Raw genomic sequence first — 22,449 nt, 5'->3', positions numbered from 1 at the left:
GTGTTCGAACACTGTTACGCACTCACAGCGGGATCAGGCCAGCAGTTCGTGGTCGGCCGGATCGATCCTGCGGGTGCGCCTGCGGAAACCGAACGTGGTTCCGGGCCAGAGCGTGCGGTTGCGGCCGTGCTCGTCGAGATACCAACTCCTGCAGCGGCCCCGGCTCCACACCGCCTTCTCCAGCCGGGACTGGATCTCGGCGTTGAACGCGTCCTGCCGCTCGGCGACGGTGTCGATCGCCGTGGCGCCGTGCCGGTCGACGACGCGCAGCGCGTCGAGGATGTAGTTCAGCTGCGACTCGATCATGTAGATCATCGAGCTGTGCCCGAGGCCGGTGTTCGGACCGACCACGAGGAACAGGTTCGGGAAGCCCGCGACGGTCGTGCCGAGCAGCGCCTGGCTGCCGTCGCGCCACGCGTCGGCGAGCTTGACGCCGTCGCGGCCGGTGACCGCCACCTGCGTCATCCCGTCACCGATGCGGAACCCCGTGCCGAAGATGATCGTGTCGACCTGGTGCTCGACGCCGTCGGCGGTCACCACGCCGTGCTCGGTGATCCGGACGACGTCGCCGGTCTCGACCGTGACGTTGTCCCGGCGTAGCGCCGGGTAGTAGTCGTTGGAGAGCAGGATGCGCTTGCAACCGATGGTGAAGCTCGGGGTGACCTTGGCCTTGAGCTCGGGAGCGCCGGCGAGGGCACGGTCGAGGTGGCGGCGGCCGAAGCGCGCGACCACCGTCATGAGCCTCGGGTTGAGGAAACCCGCGACGAGCATCTCGCGCTGCCAGTAGAGCTTCCAGCGGATGAGCTTGTGCAGGAGCGGCAACCGCGCCGTCCATCGGCGGGTGCGGGCGCCGATCGGGCGGTCGGGCTTGGGCAGCACCCAGGGCGCGGTGCGCTGGAACAGGGTCAGGGATGCGACCTCGGGCGCGATGGCCGGAACGAACTGGATCGCGCTGGCGCCGGTCCCGATCACGGCGACGCGACGGCCCCGCAGATCGTGCGAATGGTCCCACCGCGCGGAATGGAAGGCGGTCCCGGCGAACCGGTCGAGCCCGTCGATCTCCGGGATCGAGGGCACGTGCAGCGCACCGGTTCCCCAGACGACGAACCGCGCCCGCACCGTCGAGCCGTCCGCGATCCGGACATCCCACCGTGAGCCGTCCCATTCCGCGCCGACGACCCTGGCTCCGAAGTGGATGCGATCGCGCAGCCGGTAGTGGTCGGCGAGGTCCTCGAGGTAGTCCCAGATCTCCGCCTGCCGGGCGAAGGTGCGCGTCCAGTGGGGATTGGCCCTGAAGGAGAAGCAGTACAGGTGGGACTCGACATCGCAGGCGCAGCCCGGATACGTGTTGTCCCGCCAGGTGCCGCCCAGCGCATCGTCCTTCTCCAGGACGACGAAGTCCCGGCGGCCCGCCTCGTCGAGTCGCACCGCGGCGCCGAGCCCGGCGAACCCGCTGCCGACGATGACGACCTCGACCGCCGCCGGCACTCGTTCGCCCACCGCGCGCTCCTCCGGTCGCGTTACCGAACGGTAAGTTACCATGGGTAACAACTGCTGGGATAGGGTCTGCGCGTGGAGACCAAGGCGCCCCGCCAGCGGATCGGCCGGGCCGAACGCGAGCGGCAGATCCTCGAAGCCGCCGCGGCCGTGTTCGCCGAGCGGGGATACCAGAACGCGTCGATGGACTCCGTCGCCGAACGGGTCGGCGTCACCAAACCCGTGCTGTACACCCACTTCGGCTCCAAGGAAGGTCTGCTGCTGGCCTGCATCACCCAGGCCCGCGCCCGGCTACTCGAGGTCACCGCGGCCGCCGCGGCCGCCGCGGACGGTCCGCAGGACATGCTGCGGCACGGCACGAAGGCGTTCTTCGACTTCCTCGACGCCCAGCGTCCCGCATGGGCGCTGCTGTGCTCGGAGACAGCGATCTCCGCGGCCACCTGCTCGGCGCTCGAGGAGATCCGCCGCCAGCAGACCGACCTCATCGCCGGGCTGCTCGCGGCGCAGGCCCCGGACGCCGATCCGCAGCGGCTCATCGGCTGGGCCAACGTGATCGTCGGGGCCTGTGAGCGGCTGGCCATGTGGCGCAGCCGTGAACCGCAGATCACCAGCGAGCAGGCCGTCGAGTACCTGATGGACCTGGTCTGGACGGGAATTTCGGCTGCGCCGCCGATGCACGGCGAGGAGCGCCGACCCGGTGGCTGCCGCTGCGGGCACAATGTCCTCCGATGACGACAACAGCACCACGGCTGCTGCAGGTCCGGCGCCGCGAGCGGATCACTCCCCGGATGATCCGGATCACCCTGACCGGCGACGAGCTGGCCGGATTCCCCGGTTCCGGCCCGGACCGCAGGATCAAGATGTTCTTCCCGGTCGAGGGCCAGGAGCGTCCGGCCATCCCGCGCGCCAGCACCGGCGGCCCGGTGTGGCCTGCGGGTGAGGCCCGCCCGACGATCCGCACGTATACCGTCCGGCGCTTCGACCCGGGCGTGGGCGAGCTCGACGTCGACTTCGTGCTGCACGAAGGCCATGGCCCCGCCGCGGCCTGGGCGCGCGATGCTCGGCCCGGCGCCTGGGTCGGGGTCTCCGAACCCGGCGGACGCTGGGTGCCCGACCCAGCGGCCGCGTTCCACGTCGTCATCGGCGACGAAACGGCGCTGCCCGCCGTCTCGACCGTGCTGGAGGCGATTCCGCCGCAGGTCCCCGCGATGGCCTACCTCGAGGTCGCCGACGCCGACGAGGAGCAGCCGCTCCCCGGGGCGGCGCAGGTGTGCTGGGTGCACCGCGGTGCTCGTGCCGCCGGCGAGCCCATGGTCGAGGCGGTGCGCACGGCGACCCTCCCCGAGGGACACGGGCAGGCCTGGCTGGCCGGCGAGTCGGCCGCGGTCAAGGAGCTGCGCACCCATCTGCTCGGCGAGCGTGGCTTCGAGCGTCGCGCGGTGTACGCGACGGGCTACTGGCGCGCCCGCTGAGCGCCCCGGGTCAGGCCGGATCCACCACCACGTGGCTGTCCCGCCGCGCCACCCTGACCTGGCGCCCGACCACCTCCCGACCGGCGGCGTCACCGCGGAGCGAGAGCGTCAGCGCGCTCGCCGCGTCGCCCGGGGCGGTCTGCGCGGCGAATCGCGCACCGTCCGCGGTACGCGCGACCAGGAACGCCCGGACCGCGGCTGCCTCATGAGCGTGCTCGACCGTCGCCGTCTCGACGACCGCCTCACCCTCGACCGGCGCGACGACCCGCGGTGCCGGGCCCGCGGTGACCACGGGCTCCGGCTCCCCGATGTAGCCGCGCGGATGCGGGTCGCGACCGAGCAGCACCGCATGCTGCCGGGTGAGGTAGCCGCCGTTGGCATGCACCAGGGCGGTCCGCGCCCCGCGGCGCAGCCGCCCGGCCGCCGCGACGAGGGCGTGCAGGCTGTAGCTGCTCAGCGGCCCCCCGAACGCCGAATGTCCGCCCGTCACGCTCGGCACCGCGGTGGCGGACAGCCCGAGGTGCCGGATCGCAAGCTTCGGCACCACCGGGAAGCAGCTGTCGATGTCGATGGCGTCCAGCTCGTCCGCGGCGAGACCGCCCGCCGCGAGGCACCGGTCCAGCACCGACGCGAGTGCCGCCGAGTCCGCGAACGAGGGTCGCTGCAACACGTCCGCGGCGTCGATGGCGCCTGCACCGCCCCACACGTAGACGATCTTCTCCTCGGGAACTCCGTACTCGCGGGCGGCGGCGAGCGAGGTGAGCACGACCGCGGCTGCCTGATCGACCAGCGGCATCGCGTTCATCGCCAGCGGATAGGGCTCGCAGATCATCCGGTTGTCCGGTGTCACGTCGGCGATCTCGGCCGCGCTGCGCTCCCGAGGGTTCCACGCCACCGGATTGGCGGCCGCGACCCGGGAGAACGCCGCGTAGAGCGCGGCCGACCAGGCGAGCCCCTCGTCCGGGGTCTGCCCGAGCCGGTGGGTCAGCGCGTTCTCGAACATCGGGTAGACCCTGGTGGGCAGCACGAGACCGGCCGCCCGCATGTCGGGGCTGCCGAACTCCCCGGGATCGAACTCGGCGGGGCCGCCGGGTGCGGCGCTCCAGCCCAGATCACCCGCCGGATCGACCCCGGCCCTGGCCAGTGCGGCGACACTCGCCTGCGCCTCCCCGCCGACGACCGCCGCCACCCGTGACTCCCCAGCCGCGATCCGGGCCGCGGCAAGGTCGAACAGCTCGGCCGGGCGATGCCCGCCAACCGGAACACCGCCACGGTGCCGCGGCCGCGCGCCGAGCCGCTCGGCGAGGACACTTGCGAGATCGGCGTAGCTCCAGCTCGCCACGTGCACGGTGTCGAGCACGTCGAGGTCGCGCACCAACCGGCAGCCGGCCTCGGAGCACGCGTCGGCCGCGGCGGCGCACAGCGCATCGAGGATGAGCCGGAGCGGCTCGCGAGCACCCGCGACCGTCCGTTCCCAGTTGCCCCGGACCTGGCCGATCCCCACCAGCACCGGCAGCCTTCCCGCATCGTGCATCGCGTGACGCTAGTACAAGCCGGCCGCCCCGTTGCGCCGGGTCGGCCCGCACCGGGGCCGGTCAGGGCGTCCGATCTGCGCAATCCCGGTCCGGCAGAGTGGAGTCATGCAGACCGCGCTGCCGTTGCGCCCGCCGGCCCATCAGGTGAACCCCCGGGCGATCCGATGGTGGCAGGCGCGGGCCGCCATCGCACTGATCGTGTTGATCGTTCCGCAGCTCGTCGCGATGCTGCTGCTCGGCGACTCCGCTCCGGGCTGGCTGATCGGCACCATGATCGCGACGGTGGTGGCCGTCGCCGGGTATGCGCTTCTCGTCCCGCCGATCCTGTTCCGGATCCATCGCTGGGAGGTGACCGATCAGGCGGTCTACACCCGGTCCGGCTGGCTGGTCCGGGAATGGCGGATCGCCCCGATCTCCCGGGTGCAGACGGTGGACACCGAACACGGGCCGCTGCAACAGCTGCTGCGGCTGGCGAGCGTCACCGTGACGACCGCGTCGTCGCGCGGTCCGGTGAAGATCAGCGGGCTGGCCGCATCCGACGCCGCTGAGCTGGCCCGGGTGCTCACCGAGACCACGCAGGGCACCCCCGGGGACGCAACGTGACCGGCCCCGCGCGGCAGCCGCAGCAGACCGGGGTCGCACCTACACAGCCGCACCCCTGGCGACGCCTCGATGCCCGGATGCTCGTGGTCACGCCCCTCGACAGTGTCCTTCGGCTGCTGCCGGTGCTGGCGATCCTGTTGCTCACCGGGCGCGGCGACCCCATGCGGGTGTGGATCGCACTCGGGCTCACCGGCCTGCTCGTGCTGCTGGGTGCGCTCCGTTGGCAGACCACCCGGTACCGGATCACCGACGACCGTGTCGAGCTGCACAAGGGCTGGCTGCACCGGCAACGCACCTCGGTGCCCCGCGACCGCATCCGCACCGTCGATCTCACGGCCAAGCTGGTGCACCGGATCTTCGGGCTGAGTGTGGTGCGGGTGAGCGCGGCCGCCGGTTCGCACGCCGGAGCGCATCAACTGGACCTCGACGCGGTCAGCACCGCGGAGGCCGAGGGGCTGCGTCGGGAGTTGCTGGCGCGCCGCGCTCCGGCGCCCGGCGCCGAGGTGGCGGCCCCCGCCGCGCCGCCCGCCGAGGAGCTGGCCCGGCTGGACCCGTCGTGGGTGCGCTACGCGCCGCTCACGGTCTCCTCGCTGGCCGGGATCGGGGTGGTGCTCGGGGCGCTCTGGCGGCTGTTCGACGATCTGGGCGTCGATCCGCTGGATGTCCCCACGGTCGGTGTGGCCGCGGACCGCCTCGCCGCGGCGCCGGTCTGGCTCGGGACGGCGGTCGTGGGCGTGCTGCTGCTGGTGCTCGCCGTCGTCGGTTCGGTGGTGCTGTTCGTCGAGCGCTGGTGGAGCTACCGGCTGACCCGCGAGGCTGACGGAACGCTGCGGGTGCGGCGGGGCCTGCTGACCCGGCGGTCGCTGTCGGTGTCCGGGCGACGGCTGCGCGGGGTCCTGGTCAGCGAGCCGCTGCTGCTGCGGGCCGGCCGCGGAGCGCAGGCGTGGGCCGTGTCGACCGGGTTGGAGAAGGGCGCCCACGGTGGTGCGCTGCAGCCTCCGGTCCCGCGCGCCGAGGCCGGTCGGGTGGCGGCGGCGGTACTGCGCGAGCACCCGTCGGTGATCATCGGGGCACCCTTGTCGCGGCACCCGCGGGCGGCCTTGACCCGGCGGCTGACCCGAGCGCTCGGGTCAGCGGCGGCGCTGGTCGGGGTGGCGTGGCTGGTCGCGGCACGGTGGCCGACCCTCGACTGGGTCGGTCCGGCTTCACTGGCCCTGCTGCCGATCGCCCTCCTGCTCGGACTCGACCGCTACCGCAACCTCGGTCACGCCCTGACCGAGCGCTACCTGGTCGCCCGGCAGGGCAGCCTGCACCGGCGAACGGTCGCGCTGCAGCGATCCGGCGTGATCGGTTGGACGTTCCGGCAGAGCGTCTTTCAGCGCCGGTCCGGGCTGGTGACCGTGCAGGCCGTCACGGCGGCGGGCGACCGTGGTTACGAGGTGCTCGACATCCTCGCCGCCGACGGAGTGGCGCTGGCCGACGCGACCACCCCGGGCCTGTTCGACCCGATGCGCCCCACCCCCAGCTCAACCCCACCTGTGAGTGCGTAACAGTGTTCTAACACTGTTACGCACTCACAGGTGGGGGTCAGCGGCGGCGACGGGTTCCGAAGAGGCCGCGGGTGACCTCCCGGCCCAGCGCGCTGGCGGCCGAACGCAGAAACGACTTCACCACCGGCGAGCCGAGCACCTCGGCGACCACGCTCGTCTCCTCCCGCTGCCCGCGAGGGGGCTCGGACTCGGCGCTCGGCGGCGCCGCAGGAACCTCGGCGATCCTGGCGGTGAGCCGTTCATAGGCCGACTCCCGGTCGACGGTCTCGCCGTACTTGGCGTACAGCGGAGAACCCTTGGCCGCCGCCGTCACGGCGTCGTCGCCGATCGCGGCCATGAGCGAGCGCGGCGCCCGCATCCGGGCCCAGGCGACCGGCGTCGGCGCACCCCGTTCGGACAGCACCGTCACGATCGCCTCACCGATGCCCAATGAGGTCAGCGCCTCGTCGAGCCGGTAGTGCTTCGTGGTCGGGTAGGTCTTGACCGTCTTGGCCAGCGCCGCCTGGTCCTCCGGGGTGAACGCCCGCAGCGCGTGCTGGATCCGCGCGCCGAGCTGCGACAAGACCGCATTCGGGACGTCGGTGGGCAGTTGGGTGCAGAAGAACACGCCGACGCCCTTGGACCGGATCAGCTTCACCGTCTGCTCGATGCGCTCCCGGAACGCCTTCGAGGCGTCGGTGAACAGCAGATGTGCCTCGTCGAAGAAGAACACGAGCTTGGGCCGGTCGAGGTCACCCGCCTCGGGCAGCTGCTCGAACAGCTCGGCGAGCAGCCACATCAGGAAGGTGGAGAACAGCCGCGGGTTGGTGGCCTGGTCGGCCAGTTCGAGCAGGGTCACCACACCCTTGCCGTCGACCACCCGCATCAGATCGGCCGGATCGAACTCCGGCTCGCCGAAGAAGTCCTCGCCGCCCTGGGCCTCCAGGTTGACCAGCGCGCGCAGGATGACCCCGGCCGTCGCCGAGGACACCCCGCCGATCCCCTTGAGGTCGGCCTTGCCCTCGTCGGAGGTCAAATGCTGGATGACCGCCCGCAGGTCCTTGGTGTCCAGCAGCGGCAACCCCCGCTGGTCGGCCCAGTGGAAGATCAGCCCGAGGGTCGACTCCTGGGTGTCGTTGAGATCGAGCACCTTCGCGAGCAGGATCGGGCCGAACTGGGTGAGCGTCGCCCGGATCGGAACGGCCGAACTGTTGCCACCCAACGACACGAACTCGACGGGGAAGGCGGTGGGCGTCCAGTCGTCGCCGGTGTCCGCGGCCCGGCTCTCGATCTTGGCGTTGGACACGCCCTCCCTGGCCAGCCCCGACAGGTCACCCTTGACATCGGCGAGCAGCACCGGCACGCCGGCCCCGGAGAGCTGTTCGGCGAGTCCCTGCAACGTCTTGGTCTTCCCGGTTCCGGTGGCACCGGCGACGAGACCGTGGCGGTTCAGGGTGGCGAACGGGATACGCACCCGCGCCGTCGGGTCGACCGCACCGTCGACCACGACCGCACCGAGTTCGAGTGCCGCACCCTCGGTCGCGTAACCGGCGGCGATCTGCGCGGCGGCGTTCGGGTTCTGCCCCACGGGCTCGGAGCCTAGCGCCTAGTGTGACGGAATGAACGACTGTCTTGTGTGGATCGACTGCGAGATGACCGGGCTGGACCTGCGGCGCGACGCCCTCATCGAGATCGCCGTGCTGGTCACCGACGGCGAGCTGACGGTGCTCGGCGAGGGCGTGGACGTCGTCATCCACGCCGACGAATCCGCGCTTGCCGGGATGCCCGAGGTGGTGCGGGACATGCACGCCCGCTCCGGGCTCACCGACGAGGTGCGCAGGTCGACCGTGAGCCTCGCCGAGGCCGAGCGGCTCGCCCTGGCTTACATCCGGACCCACGTCCCCGAGCCCCGCACCGCGCCGCTGGCCGGGAACTCCATCGCGACCGACCGCGGCTTCCTGGCCCGCGACATGCCCGAACTCGACGCGCATCTGCACTACCGCAGCGTCGACGTCTCCTCGATCAAGGAACTCGCCCGGCGGTGGTACCCCGGCGTGTTCAGCACCAAGCCGGAGAAGACGCTGGCCCACCGCGCGCTCGCCGACATCCGGGAGTCGATCCGCGAGCTGACCTTCTACCGCAAGACGATGTTCGTGACACCGCCCGGCCCGAGCGCGGCACAGGCCAAGGCGGTCGCCGCGGGGCTCGCCGAACCACAGCCGGGAGCCCCTGTCGAGGGGGACGGAGCCGGGCGCTAGGATCGTGTCAACACCGGCCGCGGTCGGTGCTGATGGTGGGTGTAGCTCAGCTGGTAGAGCACCTGGTTGTGGTCCAGGAAGTCGCGGGTTCGAGTCCCGTCACTCACCCGGAGCGGAGTCCCGCCGCCGGTCCTGCGAGACGCTGTGCTAGCGTTCCGCAGGCGTCGAGCGGTGGGGCGCAGCGACAACAGAACAAGTCAAGATCTGCGCCGCTAGCTCAATTGGCAGAGCAGCTGGCTCTTAACCAGCGGGTTCGGGGTTCGAGTCCCTGGCGGCGCACCACCAGGCAGGCCGCAGCGTTGTCGCTGCGGCCTGCCTCGATCAGGGGCCACTCGTACGACAACCCCCTCTTGGCCCGCCCGCTCTCCCCGGCCGGGGCCGCCCCGACGGGCGGCCGTCGCGAGGTGCTGGGCCGCTGACCGAACGCGTGGTCCTGCGCCACGGCGAGCAGTGCGGCGATCGCCACCTGCGTCAAGTCCGGGCACGTCCGGCCAGGTTCTGGCCGGACGGTGATTCCCACCCAGCACGTTCCGCATGTCGGCGTGGGCGGATACCGGGCAGGATCGACCCCGGACCTGGTGCGGCGGGCCGGTCGACGCCGGCCCGCCGAAGGACACGCACGGAAAGGACGCTGATGGACCAGCACCCGCAGGCTCTCGGCATCGCCGTGACCGACGCACCCGAACGATCGCGGTTCGCGATCACCATCGACGGCGAGCTGGCCGGCGCCGAGCACCGCGAGCAGCTCTCATGACCCGCGGCGACGCGGCCCCGACCGCCGGCACCGGCCCGATGGGCACCACCGCTGCGTCGTCGGCCGCACCGCGGTTCGACGGGCTGCGCGCGCTGTTCGTCAACTGCACGCTCAAGCGCTCCCCGGAACGCAGCCACACCCAGGGCCTGGTCGACCGCAGCGTCGCGCTGATGCGCACGCTCGGCGTCGAGGTCGACCAGTTCCGCGCGATCGACCACGACATCGCCACCGGGGTGTGGCCGGACATGACCGAGCACGGCTGGGCGCGCGATGAGTGGCCGGCCCTGTTCGAGCGGGTGCTGGCCGCGGACGTCCTGGTGCTGGCCGGGCCGATCTGGCTCGGCGACAACAGCTCGGTGACCAAGCGGGTGATCGAGCGGCTCTACGGCTGCTCCGCGCTGCTCAACGAGCGGGGCCAGTACGCCTTCTACGGCCGCGTGGGCGGCTGCCTGCTCACCGGCAACGAGGACGGGATCAAGCACTGCGCGATGAACATCCTCTACAGCCTGCAGCACCTCGGCTACACGATCCCGCCACAGGCCGACGCCGGCTGGATCGGCGAGGCCGGGCCCGGCCCGTCCTACCTCGACGAGGGCTCCGGCGGCCCGGACAACGACTTCACCAACCGCAACACCACGTTCATGACCTACAACCTGCTGCACCTGGCCGCGATGCTGCGCGGTGCCGGGGGCATTCCCGCCTACGGCAACCAGCGCTCGGAATGGGACGCCGGCTGCCACTTCAGCTACGACAACCCCGACTACCGGTAGGGAGACGGCCACGGCGGTGACGCCGAACCCCGTTCGGCGCCGCTGAGCCACCGCTTTAGCTTCCCGGGCCGTTCGACGCGGTGACGGGCGTGATCGACGATCCGGAAACGTGAGCCGCGAAGAACGCGGCTCACGCTGCCCAAATGCCGATCTTCGATCGCCGCAGCGGGGGCCTGGCCCGGCGCCGGCCGCCTCGCCGCCGGTCCGCGATCTGCGCGGCGGGCCTCACCGGCTCCGGAGCGCGGCCTTGCGTCGCTCGATCAGCCGCAGGATCATCGGCGTGAAGATCAGCTGCATCGCCAGGTCCATCTTCCCGCCCGGGCACACGATGGTGTTCGCCCGCGACATGAACGAGTCGTGCAGCATGGCGAGCAGGTACGAGAAGTCGATTCCGTGCGGGTCACGGAACCGGATGATGAGCATCGACTCGTCCAGCGTCGGGATGGTCCGGGCGATGAACGGGTTGGATGTGTCGACCACCGGGACCCGCTGGAAGTTGACGTCCGTCCGGGAGAACTGCGGGCAGATGTAGTTCACGTAGTCGGGCATCCGCCGCAGGATCGTCTCGGTGACCGCCTCGGTGGAGTAGCCGCGCGCCGTCTTGTCGCGTTGGATCTTCTGAATCCACTCCAGGTTGATCACCGGAACGACCCCGATGCGCAGGTCGGCGTGCTGGGCGACGTCCACCTCGTCGGTCACGACCGCACCGTGCAGGCCCTCGTAGAACATCAGGTCCGAGTCCGCGGGCAGGTTCTCCCAGGGCGTGAACGTACCCGGCTCCTGCCCGTAGGGCGCCGCCTCCACCTCGTCGTGCAGGTAGCGGCGGACCTTGCCGGTGCCGGTCTCGCCGTAGGTCCGGAACAGCTCCTCGAGCTCGCCGAACAGGTTCGCCTCGGGCCCGAAGTGGCTGAAGGAATCGTCGCCGCGGCCGTGCGCGTCGGCCATGGCCGCCCGCATCTCGACCCGGTCGTAGCGATGGAAGCTGTCGCCCTCGATGAACGCCGCGTTCACCCCCTCCCGGCGGAAGATCTGCTCGAACGTGCGCATGACCGAGGTCGTGCCGGCGCCGGAGGAACCGGTGACCGAGATGATGGGGTGCTTCTGTGACACGTGTCGCCCTTCCTCAGACAGCCGTCGCGCGGAACAGACCGCGGGTCGCGTAGAGCGGAGAGTCGAAGGTTCGCTCGTTGTTCTCGCGGTGGTACCGCTCGATCCGCTCGACCTCCTCGGTCACCCCGAAGATCAGGGGGATGCGCTGGTGCAGGTCGTCGGGCACGACCTCCAGCACCCGGCCCCGCCCGGTACTCGCGGCGCCGCCCGCCTGCTCGATGAGCAACGCCACCGGATTCGCCTCGTACAGCAGCCGCAGCCGGCCCGGCTTGGCCGGGTCCTTCGAGTCGCGCGGGTAGAGGAACACGCCACCACGGGTGAGGATGCGGTGTGTCTCGGCGACGAGCGACGCGACCCAGCGCATGTTGAAGTCCTTGGCCCGCGGCCCCGTGCGGCCTGCCAGGCACTCGTCGACGTAGCGCCGCACCGCCGGCTCCCAGAAGCGCCGGTTCGAGGCGTTGATCGCGAACTCGCTCGCGGCGACCGGAAGCCGGATCGCCGGGTGGGAGAGGATGAACTCCCCGAGCTGGGGTTCGAGCGTGAAGCCGTGCACCCCGGTCCCCACCGTGAGGACGAGCATCGTCGAGGGGCCATAGATCGCATATCCCGCGCAGACCTGCTCGGTGCCGGGTTGCAGGTAGTCCTCCATGGCCGGGTCGGCACCGGGGTTGGGGGCCCGCAGGATCGAGAAGATGCTGCCGACCGAGACGTTGACATCGATATTGGACGAACCGTCGAGCGGGTCGAACACCAGCAGATACTTCCCGCGCGGGTACCGCGTCGGCAGGAGATAGGGCGCTTCCATCTCCTCCGAGACCATGCCCGCCACGTAGCCGCCCCACTCGTTGGCGCTCAGGAACAGCTCGTTGGCCAGCACATCGAGCTTCTGCTGAGCCTCACCCTGGACGTTCGTCCGATCTGCTGCGCCGAGCACCCCGCCGAGCGCGCCCTGGGCGACCCGTTTGGCGATCGCCTTGCAGGCGAACGCGACATCGAGGATCAGACCGTTCAGATCCCCGCTCGCGTCCGGATGGTGCCGCCGCTGCTCGATGAGGAACTGTGCGAGCGTCGTGCGGTCGGCGAGCATGGCTCTCCCTCGGGACGGCGGACAGATGACCGGTGGGCAGGCCGGTCCTGCCCGGAAACCGAACCGCCCGGACAAGCCTCCAACCGAGGCGCGCGTGGGCCATCCCCCAGCGGGGTGGGCACGCGGGTGGAGCCGCGTGCCGTCGATCACTCACACCACCGGGATCGTCGATGCCCGATGGCCGCCGCGCCGGGGGTGACCACGCGTTCCGGTCCACCGGTAGCGTCGTGGGACGTGTCGGTGGAGGACGGGGCGGTGCCGGTCGCGCGGGTGGTGCGCAGCGGAGTCGTCGAGTCGGTGCATCTCGGCCATGTCGCCCTTCTCGGACCGGACGGACACCTCCGCGGGTGCCTGGGCGATCCGGCCGCGACGTTCTTTCCTCGCTCGTCGCTCAAACCGGTGCAGGCCGCCGCGATGCTCCGCGCCGGGCTCGATCTCGACGACGCGCCGCTGGCCCTGGCCTGCGCCAGCCACTCCGGCGAGCCGGATCACCTCGACGGAGTCCGGCGCATCCTGCACGGGGCCGGGCGCGGCGAGCCGGACCTGCAGAACACCCCCGCCGTCCCGCTGGACGACGAGGCGGCGTTCGTCTGGCGGGCCGCCGCCCGCCCACCCTCCGCGACCGCGCAGAACTGCTCCGGCAAGCATGCCGCGATGCTGGCGACCTGTGTCGCCGCCGGCTGGGACACCGCGACCTACCGCGATCCCGGCCATCCGCTGCAGCTGGCCATCGCCGAGCACGTCACCACACTGACCGGTGATGCGGTCACGCACGTGGGAGTCGACGGGTGCGGCGCGCCGCTGTTCTCCTGCACGATCGGCGGGCTCGCGCGGGCCTTCGCCCGGATCGCCGTCGAACCCGCCGGGACCCCGGAAGGCCGGGTGGCCGCGGCCATCCGGGCACACCCCTGGTGGTTGGGCGGCACCGGCCGCCCGGTGACCCGGTTCCTCCAGGCCGTTCCCGGGCTGGTCGCCAAGGACGGCGCGGAGGGCGTGTTCGCGGCGGCGCTGCCCGACGGGCGGGCGCTGGCGGTCAAGATCCTCGATGGTTCGCCGCGGCCCGTTCCCGCGGTCGTGGCGGCGGCCCTGCGACGGTTGGGCGTCGACGCGCCCGCGCTCGACCGGCTCGGCCGCGTCGACGTGCTGGGGCACGGCACCCCGGTGGGCCGCGTCGAGCCCGTCGCCTTCTCGGCGTAGGACACCCAGCCGATCACCGGCCCGAGCCGAGACCGCCGAGCCGGTCGAACACCCGCCGGCTGGCCGGACCACGGCCGCTCAGCTCAGCCGGACCACCAGGATCCGGTCGTCCTCGGCGGTGGGCGAGCCACGGCCGTCCCGATTGCTGGTGGTGATCCACAAAGCCGAGCCGTCCGGGGTCGCGACGACCGCGCGCAGCCTGCCGAACTCGTGGGTGAACAGCGGCTGCGGCGTGCCGACCGGCTCGGCGCCGCCGGTGCCGCCCGAGGCGAGCGGGACCCGCCACAGCCGTTGCCCGCGCAGCGCGCCCGCCCACAGCGACCCGCCCGCATAGGCCAGGCCACTGGGCGAGGCGGCGCTCGTCGTCCAGGTGAGCAACGGATCGGTGAGCCCGGCCCGGTGTCCGATGCCCTCGACCGTGGGCCAGCCGTAGTTCGCGCCCGGGGTGATGCGGTTGATCTCGTCCACCCTGTTCTGCCCGAACTCGGTGGCGTACATCCTGCCGTCGGGGCCGAACGCGAGGCCCTGGACGTTGCGGTGCCCGTAGGTGAACACCGCCGTGCCGAACGGGTTACCCGCGGCAGGGGCGCCGTCGGGGGTGATGCGCAGGATCTTGCCCCCGAGATCGCCGAGGTCCTGTGCCGCAGCGCCACGACCCGCGTCACCGGTGGCGACGTAGAGCAGGCCGTCGGGGCCGAACGCGAGCCCGCCGCCGTTGTGGATCGAGGCCGCCGGGATACCCGAGACGAGCACCTGCTGCGCCGCACCGTCGATCGTGCCGTCGGCGGCGACCCGCAGCCGGACCACCCGGTTGTCCGTGGCCGAGGTGTAGTACACGAAGACCGCCCGGTCCGTGGCGAACGCCGGCGACACCGCGACGCCGAGCAGCCCACCCTCGCCGCGGGCCGCGACACCGGTCACCGTCCCCACCGGGGTGACCGCGCCTTCGGGAGACACCCTCAGCAGCCGCGCCGACTCGCGCTCGGTGACCAGCGCCGAACCGTCCGGGAAAAACGCCAGCCCCCACGGGACCTCGAGGCCGGTCACGAGCGTTCGGGGCGCCCCGGCCGCCCGCTGCGGGATCAGCGATCCGCTCGGTGCCGTGGCGGCGACCTCGACGACGGCGTCCGCCCCCGACGGCGTCGCCGGCCCGGCCCCGCCGCATGCCGCGAGCGTCAGCGACAGCACGAGGGCGACGCCGATGGCTGCGATGCGCACACCCGCACGCTAGCGGCCCGCTAGTCTGCGAGGACCGAGACCCGCGAGGAGACCCATGGCCGAGCTCATCGGCGCCGTCGACCAGGGCACGACCAGCACCCGCTTCATGATCTTCGATCAGGGCGGTGACGAGGTGGGCCGACACCAGCTCGAGCACGAGCAGATCCTGCCGCGGCCCGGCTGGGTCGAGCACAACCCGGTGGAGATCTGGGAACGCACCTGCGCGGTCGTGCAGACCGCGCTCAACCGGACCGGGCTCACCGCGAACGACCTGGTGGCGCTGGGAATCACCAACCAGCGCGAGACCACGGTGGTGTGGAACCGGCGCACCGGCCGTCCCCTCTGCAACGCGATCGTCTGGCAGGACACCCGCACCGACCGCATCGCCGCCGCGCTCGACCGGGACGGCCGTGGCGACGTCATCCGGCGCAAGGCCGGGTTGCCGCCCGCGACCTACTTCTCCGGCGGGAAGCTCCAGTGGATCCTGGAGAACGTCGACGGCGTCCGCGCCGCCGCCGAACGCGGCGACGCGATCTTCGGCACCACCGACAGCTGGCTGCTGTGGAACCTCACCGGCGGCCGGGACGGCGGCGTGCACGTCACCGACGTGACCAACGCCAGCCGCACCATGCTGATGAACCTCGAGACCCTGGACTGGGACGACGAGCTGCTCGGGTTCTTCGGCATCCCGCGGCAGATGCTGCCCGAGATCCGGTCCAGCTCCTCGCCGGACCCGTACGGTACGACCCGCCCCGCGGGTCCGCTGAGCGGTGCGGTGCCGCTCACCGGCGACCTCGGTGACCAGCAGGCCGCAACGGTCGGCCAGGTGTGCTTCGCCCCCGGCGAGGCCAAGAACACCTACGGCACCGGCAACTTCCTGCTGCTCAACACGGGGACCGAGCTCGTCAGATCGACGTCGGGACTGCTGACGACGGTCTGTTACCGGTTCGGCGACGAGCCCGCCGTCTACGCTCTGGAGGGCTCGATCGCGGTCACCGGTTCCGCGGTGCAGTGGTTGCGCGACCAGCTGGGGATCATCTCCAACGCCGCGCAGTCGGAGATTCTCGCCCGGCAGGTGCCGGACAACGGCGGGGTGTACTTCGTGCCCGCCTTCTCCGGGCTGTTCGCACCGTACTGGCGCTCGGAGGCGCGCGGCGCGATCCTCGGGCTCTCCCGGTTCAACACGGACGCGCACGTGGCCAGGGCCACCCTCGAGGCGATCTGCTACCAGAGCCGCGACGTCGCCGAGGCGATGGCGGCCGACTCCGGCGTGCAGCTGGAGGTGCTCAAGGTCGACGGCGGCGTCACCGCCAACGATCTGTGCATGCAGATCCAGGCCGACGTGCTCGGCATTCCGGTGAGCCGCCCGGTCGTCGCGGAGACGACCGCGCTCGGCGCGGCCTATGCCGCCGGGCTCGCCGTCGGCTTCTGGAAGTCGACCGACGAGCTGCGGGAGAACTGGAACGAGGGAAAGCGCTGGAGCCCGCGGTGGAGCGCCGAGCAGCGCGAGACCGGATACGCCCGCTGGCGAAAGGCCGTGCGACGCACCTTCGACTGGCTGACGCCCGGCGAGTGACGGGTCGGGCCGGAGCCGGATCTGGTTTCGCGCGGCGGTGTCCGCCGGGCGGCACTCAGCGCTCACGGGCGCGTAGCAGCAGGTACTCCCGGATGATCACGACGATGATCGCGACGTCGATCGCGGCGAGGAACGGCAGCACCACCGAACCGGTCTGCGTGGCCCGGAAGATCTCGTAACCCACGAACGCCCCCAGCACGACGACCGCGATCGGGTAGGCGGGCAGCCACCGGCGCAGCAGCGCCGCGACCAGCGCGAGTTTCACGATGCCGTGCAGGGCGAGGTAGAGCACCGCGAACGCCCGGTTCCCCGACGCGAACTCGGCGGTGCTGGCCACGAAGTGCCGGGCGAGCGAGCCGCTGGGCGGTCCGAGCAGGTCGTGGGCCAGCACCTCGCCCACCAGCCGGTGCACCGCCGCTCCCGAGACCAGCAGTAGCACGACGGCCCCGATCAGCTCGATGGCACCGTCGATCCCCTTGATCAGCAGCGCGAGGGTGAACAGCCGCTCGGTGAGATCCGCCCGCTGACGTGCGCTCATCGGGTGAGCCCCATGCCGCCATTTCCTTGACCCGCCGAGTGTTCGGAGCGCAGCTGCCGTTTGAGGAGTTTGCCCGATTCCGTCCGCGGCAACGTCGCACGTTCGCTCCACGTCCGCGGACATTTGTACCCAGCGAGGTACCGGCGGACATGCCTGTCGAGCTCGTCCGGGTCGAGTGTGCGCCCCGGCCGTGGCACGACCACCGCGTGCACGGATTCGCCCCATTCGGCCGACGGCACCCCGAACACCGCGACGTCGGCGACGTCGGGATGGGCATGCAGCACCGCCTCGACCTCGGCGGGATACACGTTCATCCCACCGGTGATGATCATGTCGCCGAGCCGGTCGCAGATGGAGAGGTAGCCCTCCTCGTCCAGGTAGCCGACGTCGCCGACGGACTTCCAGCCGTCCCGCTCCACGGCGGGGCCGTGCCCGTGATAGCCCCGGTAGGTGGCCGACGACCGGACGAACAGCTCCCCCGCGACACCGACCGCCACCGGGGTCCCATCGGGGTCGAGCACGGCGACCTCGACACCCGGCACCGGTAGCCCGCAGGAGCCGGGCTTGCGCAGCTGATCCTCCGGCGCGAGCACAGTGGCGACGCCGAGCTCGGTAGATCCGTAGACCTCGAACAGGAAGCCATCGCCGAACCGCGCAATCACCTCCTGCTTGAGCGCATAGGGCATCGGTGCCGCGTTGACCACCAACGACCGCATCGACGACAGGTCGGCGCGCATCAGCACCTCGGCGGGCAGTGAGACGATCCGCTTGAGCTGCGTGGGGGCGGTGAACGTGTTCGTCACCCGGTGCTCGCGGACCAGATCGAGCCAGCGCTGTGCATCGAAGCGGCGCATGAGCACGACCGTGCCGCCGAGCGTGTGGTTGAGGCTCGCGCAGACCAGCGGACCGGAGTGGTAGAGCGGACCGGTGGTCAGGTGCACCTCGTTGCCGGGCTGCAGCCGCAGCGAATGCACCATCGCGGCGGTCATCGCGGGGTCGACCGGCCCGCGCAACGCGCCCTTGGGTCTCCCGGTCGTCCCCGAGGTGTAGATCATCGAGCCGCCCGGACCAGCCGGGACCGCGGGGTCGCCCTCCGCACCGACGGCCAGCACGTCGTCCCAGGCCAGCGCACCGGTGAACGGCTCGCCACCGAACACGACAACGTGCCGCACCGCGGGCAGCGCCGCCCGGATCGCCGCGATCCGACCGGCCTGCTCGGCGTCGACCACGACCAGCACGGCTTCGCTGTCGGCGATCACGTAGCGCATCTCGTCCGCGGTGAACCGGTAGGCCAGCGGCACCGCCATCAGTTGGATCTTGCGTGCAGCGTGCACGAAGGTGACCACCTCGCGGCTGTTCGGACCGCACCACACCGCCCGGTCGCCCGGCCGGAGCCCGAGCCCGAGCAGGCCGTGCGTGAGCCGGTTGACCATCGCGTTGAGCTCACCGAAGCCGAGGGTCCCGCGCTCGTCGATGATCGCGGGGCGCCCGGGGCTCGCGGCCGCATGGGCGGCGAGCGCGTCGGGGACGGGGACGTCGGGATCGGCGACCATCGGACGACCTCCTGCACGCGGCGGCGCGTACCGTCCCACTCTCGCCGATTCCGCCCCGAGGCGGAACTCCTCGGCTCCGCTCGAGGGCCGTCTGCGACGCTGAATGGGTGCTCGGCTTCCACGCCTCGACGATCCGGCTGGACGACACCACGGCCATTCTGATCACCACCGGGCTGGCCGTCGCCCTCGTCGCGCTGGTCCCGTTCCGCTGGGACGCCTGGCGGCGTCGCCGCACCGGACGGACGGTGACCGTGCTGCTCGCCGTCGTCGCGGTGCTGGTGGCCTGCGGGATCGCGGTGAACCAGCTCGGCGGCTTCTACCCCACGCTCGGCTCGCTGCTCGGCTCGTCGGGCAACCCGGGCGACGGGACGGTCGCCGATATCGGGGAGGACGGGGCCGGGCTGAACGCGGCGCTGCCGGTGCTTGCCGCCCACGCCGCCGAGGGGCACGGAGCCACCCTGCACCTGGTGCTGCATGGGGCCCGCTCGGGGCTCACCCGCGACGCCGACGTCTACCTGCCCCCGGGCTACACCGACCCGCAGCAGGCCGATGTGCGCTACCCGGTCGTCGAATGGCTGCCGGGGTTCCCGGGCGAGCCCCGCGAGGTCGCGGCCCTGTTCCGGGTGCCCGACCTGGTCGACGCGGCGATCGCCGCACACCGGATGCCCCCGACCATCCTGATCATCCCAGACACCAACGGCGAGCCGCGGTTCAGCCATGACCAGGAGTGCGTCGACGCCAACGCCGGCGTCGCCGACGACACCTACCTGACGACCGACCTGCGCGCCTGGGCGACCCGCGCGCTGCGGGTCCGCCCGGAGCGCGCGGCATGGGCACTGGCGGGCTGGTCGTCGGGAGGCTACTGCGCGATGAACCTCGCGCTGCGCCATCCCGATCTCTACGGCGTGGCGCTCAGCCAGAGTGGCTTCGACCGTACCCCCGACGACGTCGTCACCGGTGACCTGTTCGACCACCGAGCCGACCTGGTCGCGGCCAACGACGTCGACGCGCTGCTGCGCACCCACCCGGCCCCGGTGGACATCCTGGCCACGGCGGGCGCCGACGAACCCGACGAGAAGGCCGCGCTGGGCCGGATCCGGACGGCCGTAGCCCCGCCGGTGCGGCTGGACACGATGGTCTTCCCCGGTGGCGGGCACAACCAGAACGCCGTGCGCGGGCAACTGCCCGCGCTCGTCGACTGGCTGGGCAGACACCTGCCCGCCCCGCACACCGGCACCGGACCCGGTCCGGGCGTTCTCGTCCAGCCCGCGCCGGGCGTTCCGCCGCGCGTGCTGCCCACCCCGGACCCGGCGCCGGGCTGAGCCGCTCAGCTGTCGGTGCGGACCTCGGCGCCGTCCTGCGCCCAGCGGGTGTGGAAGCTGCCCTCGACATCGAGCCGCCGGTACGTATGCGCCCCGAAGAAGTCCCGCAGCCCCTGGATGAGGTTGGCCGGACCGCGCTCGCGACGGTAGCCGTCGTAGTAGGACAGCGACGAGGAGAACGCCGGGATCGCGACGCCGTGCTCGGTGGCCTTCACGATCACCCGCCGCCAGGCGTCCTGCGCGTTCGCCACCGCCTCGGTGAAGTACGGCACCATCAGCAGGTTGTCCAGGTCCGGATGCTGGGCGTAGGCGTCACGGATCCGGTTGAGGAACTGCGCCCGGATGATGCAGCCGCCCCGCCAGATCGTGGCCATCGCCCCCAGGTCGAGGTTCCAGCCGTTGGCGATCGAGGCGGCGCGCATCTGCGCGAAGCCCTGGGCGTACGCGACGACCTTGCTCGCGTAGAGGGCCTGGCGGATGTCGTCGACCAGGTCCGATCCGTTCTCCACACGGCCGGGCGCCGGGCCGGCGAGGGTGGCCGCCGCGGCCGCCCGCTCGGCCCGCAGCGCCGACAGGGTGCGCGCGAACACCGCCTCGGTGATGCCGGTCAGCGGGACGCCGAGGTCGAGCGCGTCGATGGCCGTCCACCGGCCGGTGCCCTTCTGCTCGGCCTCGTCGACGATGACGTCGACGAGCGGGCCGCCGGTGCGCTCGTCGGTCTTCGCGAGCACCTTCGCGGTGATCTCGATGAGAAACGACTCCAGGTCCCCGGTGTTCCACTCGGCGAAGATCTTCGCGATGTCCGGCGCGTCCAGGCCGACGACGTGGGTGAGCAGGTCGTAGGCCTCGGCGATGAGCTGGATGTCGGCGTACTCGATGCCGTTGTGCACCATCTTCACGTAATGCCCGGCGCCATCGGGACCGACGTGGGTGCAGCACGGGGTGCCGTCGACCTGCGCGGCGATGGCCGTCAGGACCTCCTCGACCTGCGCGTACGCAGCCGGGTCCCCGCCGGGCATGATGCTCGGCCCGAGCAGCGCGCCCTCCTCGCCGCCGGACACCCCGATCCCCATGAACCGCAGCCCACGCCGGGCGCAGTCCTCGGTCCGCCGCTTCGTGTCGGCGAAATGGGAGTTGCCGGCGTCGATGACGATGTCGCCCGGATCGAGCAGCGGCACCAGGTCCTCGATCACGCCGTCGACCGGGGCGCCGGCCTTGACCATCACGATGATCCGCCGGGGCTTCTCCAGGGCCGCGACGAAGTCCTCCAGGCGCTCCGCCCCGGTGAACGTGCCCTCGTGCCCGTACTCCTGGATGAACTCGGTCATCCGCGCGGTGGTCCTGTTGTGCACGGCGACCGGGACACCGTGGCGCGCGATGTTGCGAGCCAGATTGGCTCCCATCACCGCCAGCCCGGTAACCCCGATTCGGCTCTGTCCCGCCATCGTCGCTCCCTCGTGTCGTCCGCCTGGGCGCCGGTACGGTCGTGCACCCTCGGCCTCCATCCTGCTACCCGCTCCTCGTCGCTCACCCGGCAGGACGCGACAGTTCGATCACGAGCCGCCGCCGCGCACCGGAACCCGGAACGTGCTGGTTCGGCCCGAGGAACTGCTGGCTGCGGGGGATTCAGAACGCGGGCCACGGGATCGCGGGCCCGTGGCGGGAGGGCTCGGGATAGCGCCGCTTCCGCAGCAGGGCATCCACCCGGGAGGACAGGGCCGCCACCTCCCGGCGCGTCACGTGTTCGCCCACCGTCTCGCACAGCCCGTCGTCCAGCGCGGCGCGCAGCTTGCGCAGCCCGGCCAGCACCTCGTCGGGCAACCGCTGGCCGGTCCAGCCCCACAGCACGGTGCGCAGCTTGTTCTCGGTGTGCAGCGTGAGCCCGTGGTCGACGGCGTAGATCCGGCCGTCGGCGCCCGCGAGCACATGCCCGCCCTTGCGGTCGGCATTGTTGGCGACGACGTCGAACACCGCCATCGCCCGCAACTCCGGTAGATCGGCGTGGGCGAGCACAGCGGGTTCACCGAGCCGGTCCCGGGCGCGCAGCACTCCCAGCCAGCCGGCCGGAAGGTCGGCGGGCGCGCAGACGGTGACGAGCTCACGGTCCTCGTCGGTATCCACCCAGACCTGCACCATTCCCGGCCCGAACGGGCCCTCCCGCAGCACCGTCGGTGGCACGACATGCCAGTCCGCGGCCTCCGAGACCAGAAAGCTGGCGACCTCGCGGCCGGCCAGGGTCCCGTCGGGGAAGTCCCACAGGGGGCGCTCGCCGCGGATCGGCTTGTACACACAGCGAAGGTCGACGCCGTCGAGGGTGACGGCGCCGTACAGGGTCGCGTTCGAGGCGTCGACCAGCCGTCCGGTGACTTCGATCCGACCGTCGCGCAGCACTCCCGGCACCGCCGGGTCCAGGGGGTCCAACGGCGTGGC

General features: G+C 71.8%; 19 protein-coding genes and 2 tRNA genes. 11 read left to right on the top strand and 10 right to left on the bottom strand.

Annotated elements, in window-relative coordinates; translation table 11 throughout:
* Positions 1-33: 33 nt before the first annotated feature.
* Positions 34-1,500, bottom strand: coding sequence for a flavin-containing monooxygenase (locus ACFQE5_RS13155; RefSeq protein WP_379585179.1), 1,467 nt, complete (start codon positions 1,498-1,500; stop codon positions 34-36).
* 72 nt (positions 1,501-1,572) lie between these two features.
* On the opposite strand from ACFQE5_RS13155, the gene ACFQE5_RS13150 reads away from it, so the two are divergent.
* Positions 1,573-2,229, top strand: a complete 657-nt coding sequence (locus tag ACFQE5_RS13150) for a TetR/AcrR family transcriptional regulator (protein ID WP_379585178.1) — start codon at positions 1,573-1,575, stop codon at positions 2,227-2,229.
* Entirely contained in the window at positions 2,226-2,969 is a 744-nt protein-coding gene (locus ACFQE5_RS13145) for a siderophore-interacting protein (protein WP_379585177.1), read from the top strand. Before ACFQE5_RS13150 ends, ACFQE5_RS13145 begins: the two co-directional genes overlap by 4 nt.
* A 10-nt stretch (positions 2,970-2,979) precedes the next feature.
* Here ACFQE5_RS13145 and ACFQE5_RS13140 read toward each other — a convergent pair whose 3' ends face one another.
* Complete coding sequence (locus ACFQE5_RS13140; RefSeq protein ID WP_379585176.1) at positions 2,980-4,503, bottom strand: acetyl-CoA acetyltransferase; 1,524 nt, start codon at positions 4,501-4,503, stop codon at positions 2,980-2,982.
* A 106-nt stretch (positions 4,504-4,609) separates the two neighbouring features.
* Between ACFQE5_RS13140 and ACFQE5_RS13135 the strand changes: the two genes are divergently transcribed.
* Both ACFQE5_RS13135 and ACFQE5_RS13130 read left to right on the top strand, forming a co-directional pair.
* Positions 4,610-5,107 carry a PH domain-containing protein gene (locus ACFQE5_RS13135; protein WP_379585175.1) on the top strand — a complete coding sequence of 166 codons (498 nt, stop codon included), beginning with the start codon at positions 4,610-4,612 and terminating at the stop codon, positions 5,105-5,107.
* Positions 5,104-6,657, top strand: coding sequence for a PH domain-containing protein (locus ACFQE5_RS13130; RefSeq protein ID WP_379585174.1), 1,554 nt, complete (start codon positions 5,104-5,106; stop codon positions 6,655-6,657). The genes ACFQE5_RS13135 and ACFQE5_RS13130 overlap by 4 nt, the downstream gene beginning before the upstream one ends.
* 37 nt (positions 6,658-6,694) lie before the next feature.
* On the opposite strand, the gene ACFQE5_RS13125 is transcribed toward ACFQE5_RS13130, so the two are convergent.
* Complete coding sequence (locus ACFQE5_RS13125; RefSeq protein WP_379585173.1) at positions 6,695-8,224, bottom strand: helicase HerA-like domain-containing protein; 1,530 nt, start codon at positions 8,222-8,224, stop codon at positions 6,695-6,697.
* 31 nt (positions 8,225-8,255) lie between these two features.
* Here ACFQE5_RS13125 and orn point away from each other — a divergent pair, with 31 nt between their 5' ends.
* The 4 genes from orn (at position 8,256) to ACFQE5_RS13105 (ending at position 10,418) form a co-directional block, all read left to right on the top strand.
* Positions 8,256-8,894 (top strand): oligoribonuclease, encoded by a 639-nt coding sequence (gene orn / locus ACFQE5_RS13120; RefSeq protein ID WP_379585172.1) that lies wholly within the window; start codon positions 8,256-8,258, stop codon positions 8,892-8,894.
* 35 nt (positions 8,895-8,929) lie between these two features.
* A tRNA-His gene (locus tag ACFQE5_RS13115) sits at positions 8,930-9,002 on the top strand.
* Positions 9,003-9,100: 98 nt separating this feature from the next.
* Positions 9,101-9,176 (top strand) — tRNA-Lys (locus tag ACFQE5_RS13110).
* A gap of 510 nt (positions 9,177-9,686) precedes the next feature.
* Positions 9,687-10,418: a flavodoxin family protein gene (locus ACFQE5_RS13105; RefSeq protein WP_379585226.1), complete on the top strand. Its 732-nt coding sequence runs from the start codon at positions 9,687-9,689 to the stop codon at positions 10,416-10,418.
* A 225-nt stretch (positions 10,419-10,643) separates the two neighbouring features.
* On the opposite strand, the gene ACFQE5_RS13100 is transcribed toward ACFQE5_RS13105, so the two are convergent.
* Positions 10,644-11,528 (bottom strand): phosphoribulokinase, encoded by an 885-nt coding sequence (locus ACFQE5_RS13100; RefSeq protein ID WP_379585171.1) that lies wholly within the window; start codon positions 11,526-11,528, stop codon positions 10,644-10,646.
* 13 nt (positions 11,529-11,541) lie between these two features.
* Positions 11,542-12,615, bottom strand: coding sequence for a class 1 fructose-bisphosphatase (locus ACFQE5_RS13095; protein ID WP_379585170.1), 1,074 nt, complete (start codon positions 12,613-12,615; stop codon positions 11,542-11,544).
* A gap of 234 nt (positions 12,616-12,849) precedes the next feature.
* On the opposite strand from ACFQE5_RS13095, the gene ACFQE5_RS13090 reads away from it, so the two are divergent.
* Positions 12,850-13,812: an asparaginase gene (locus ACFQE5_RS13090; protein ID WP_379585169.1), complete on the top strand. Its 963-nt coding sequence runs from the start codon at positions 12,850-12,852 to the stop codon at positions 13,810-13,812.
* 78 nt (positions 13,813-13,890) lie between these two features.
* On the opposite strand, the gene ACFQE5_RS13085 is transcribed toward ACFQE5_RS13090, so the two are convergent.
* Entirely contained in the window at positions 13,891-15,030 is a 1,140-nt protein-coding gene (locus ACFQE5_RS13085; protein ID WP_379585168.1) for a PQQ-dependent sugar dehydrogenase, read from the bottom strand.
* Between the two features lie 55 nt (positions 15,031-15,085).
* On the opposite strand from ACFQE5_RS13085, the gene glpK reads away from it, so the two are divergent.
* Positions 15,086-16,606, top strand: coding sequence for a glycerol kinase GlpK (glpK, locus tag ACFQE5_RS13080; protein WP_379585167.1), 1,521 nt, complete (start codon positions 15,086-15,088; stop codon positions 16,604-16,606).
* Positions 16,607-16,661: 55 nt separating this feature from the next.
* On the opposite strand, the gene ACFQE5_RS13075 is transcribed toward glpK, so the two are convergent.
* Positions 16,662-17,144: a DUF2127 domain-containing protein gene (locus ACFQE5_RS13075; RefSeq protein ID WP_379585166.1), complete on the bottom strand. Its 483-nt coding sequence runs from the start codon at positions 17,142-17,144 to the stop codon at positions 16,662-16,664.
* Positions 17,141-18,697, bottom strand: a complete 1,557-nt coding sequence (locus ACFQE5_RS13070) for an AMP-binding protein (RefSeq protein ID WP_379585165.1) — start codon at positions 18,695-18,697, stop codon at positions 17,141-17,143. Before ACFQE5_RS13070 ends, ACFQE5_RS13075 begins: the two co-directional genes overlap by 4 nt.
* Positions 18,698-18,804: 107 nt before the next feature.
* Here ACFQE5_RS13070 and ACFQE5_RS13065 point away from each other — a divergent pair, with 107 nt between their 5' ends.
* Positions 18,805-20,019, top strand: a complete 1,215-nt coding sequence (locus ACFQE5_RS13065; RefSeq protein WP_379585164.1) for an alpha/beta hydrolase — start codon at positions 18,805-18,807, stop codon at positions 20,017-20,019.
* A 5-nt stretch (positions 20,020-20,024) separates the two neighbouring features.
* Here the strand turns inward: ACFQE5_RS13065 and gndA are convergent, their stop codons facing one another.
* Together gndA and ACFQE5_RS13055 are read right to left on the bottom strand one after the other, a co-directional pair.
* Positions 20,025-21,464, bottom strand: coding sequence for an NADP-dependent phosphogluconate dehydrogenase (gene gndA / locus ACFQE5_RS13060; protein WP_379585163.1), 1,440 nt, complete (start codon positions 21,462-21,464; stop codon positions 20,025-20,027).
* A 181-nt stretch (positions 21,465-21,645) separates the two neighbouring features.
* Positions 21,646-22,440 carry an SCO1664 family protein gene (locus tag ACFQE5_RS13055; RefSeq protein ID WP_379585162.1) on the bottom strand — a complete coding sequence of 265 codons (795 nt, stop codon included), beginning with the start codon at positions 22,438-22,440 and terminating at the stop codon, positions 21,646-21,648.
* Positions 22,441-22,449 lie beyond the last annotated feature (9 nt).

The organism is Pseudonocardia hispaniensis, from assembly GCF_042658695.1.
Classification (GTDB): Bacteria; Actinomycetota; Actinomycetes; order Mycobacteriales; family Pseudonocardiaceae; genus Pseudonocardia; species Pseudonocardia hispaniensis.
Note: the sequence above shows the minus strand (reverse complement) of the source record. Positions and strands in the feature narration are given on the sequence as shown.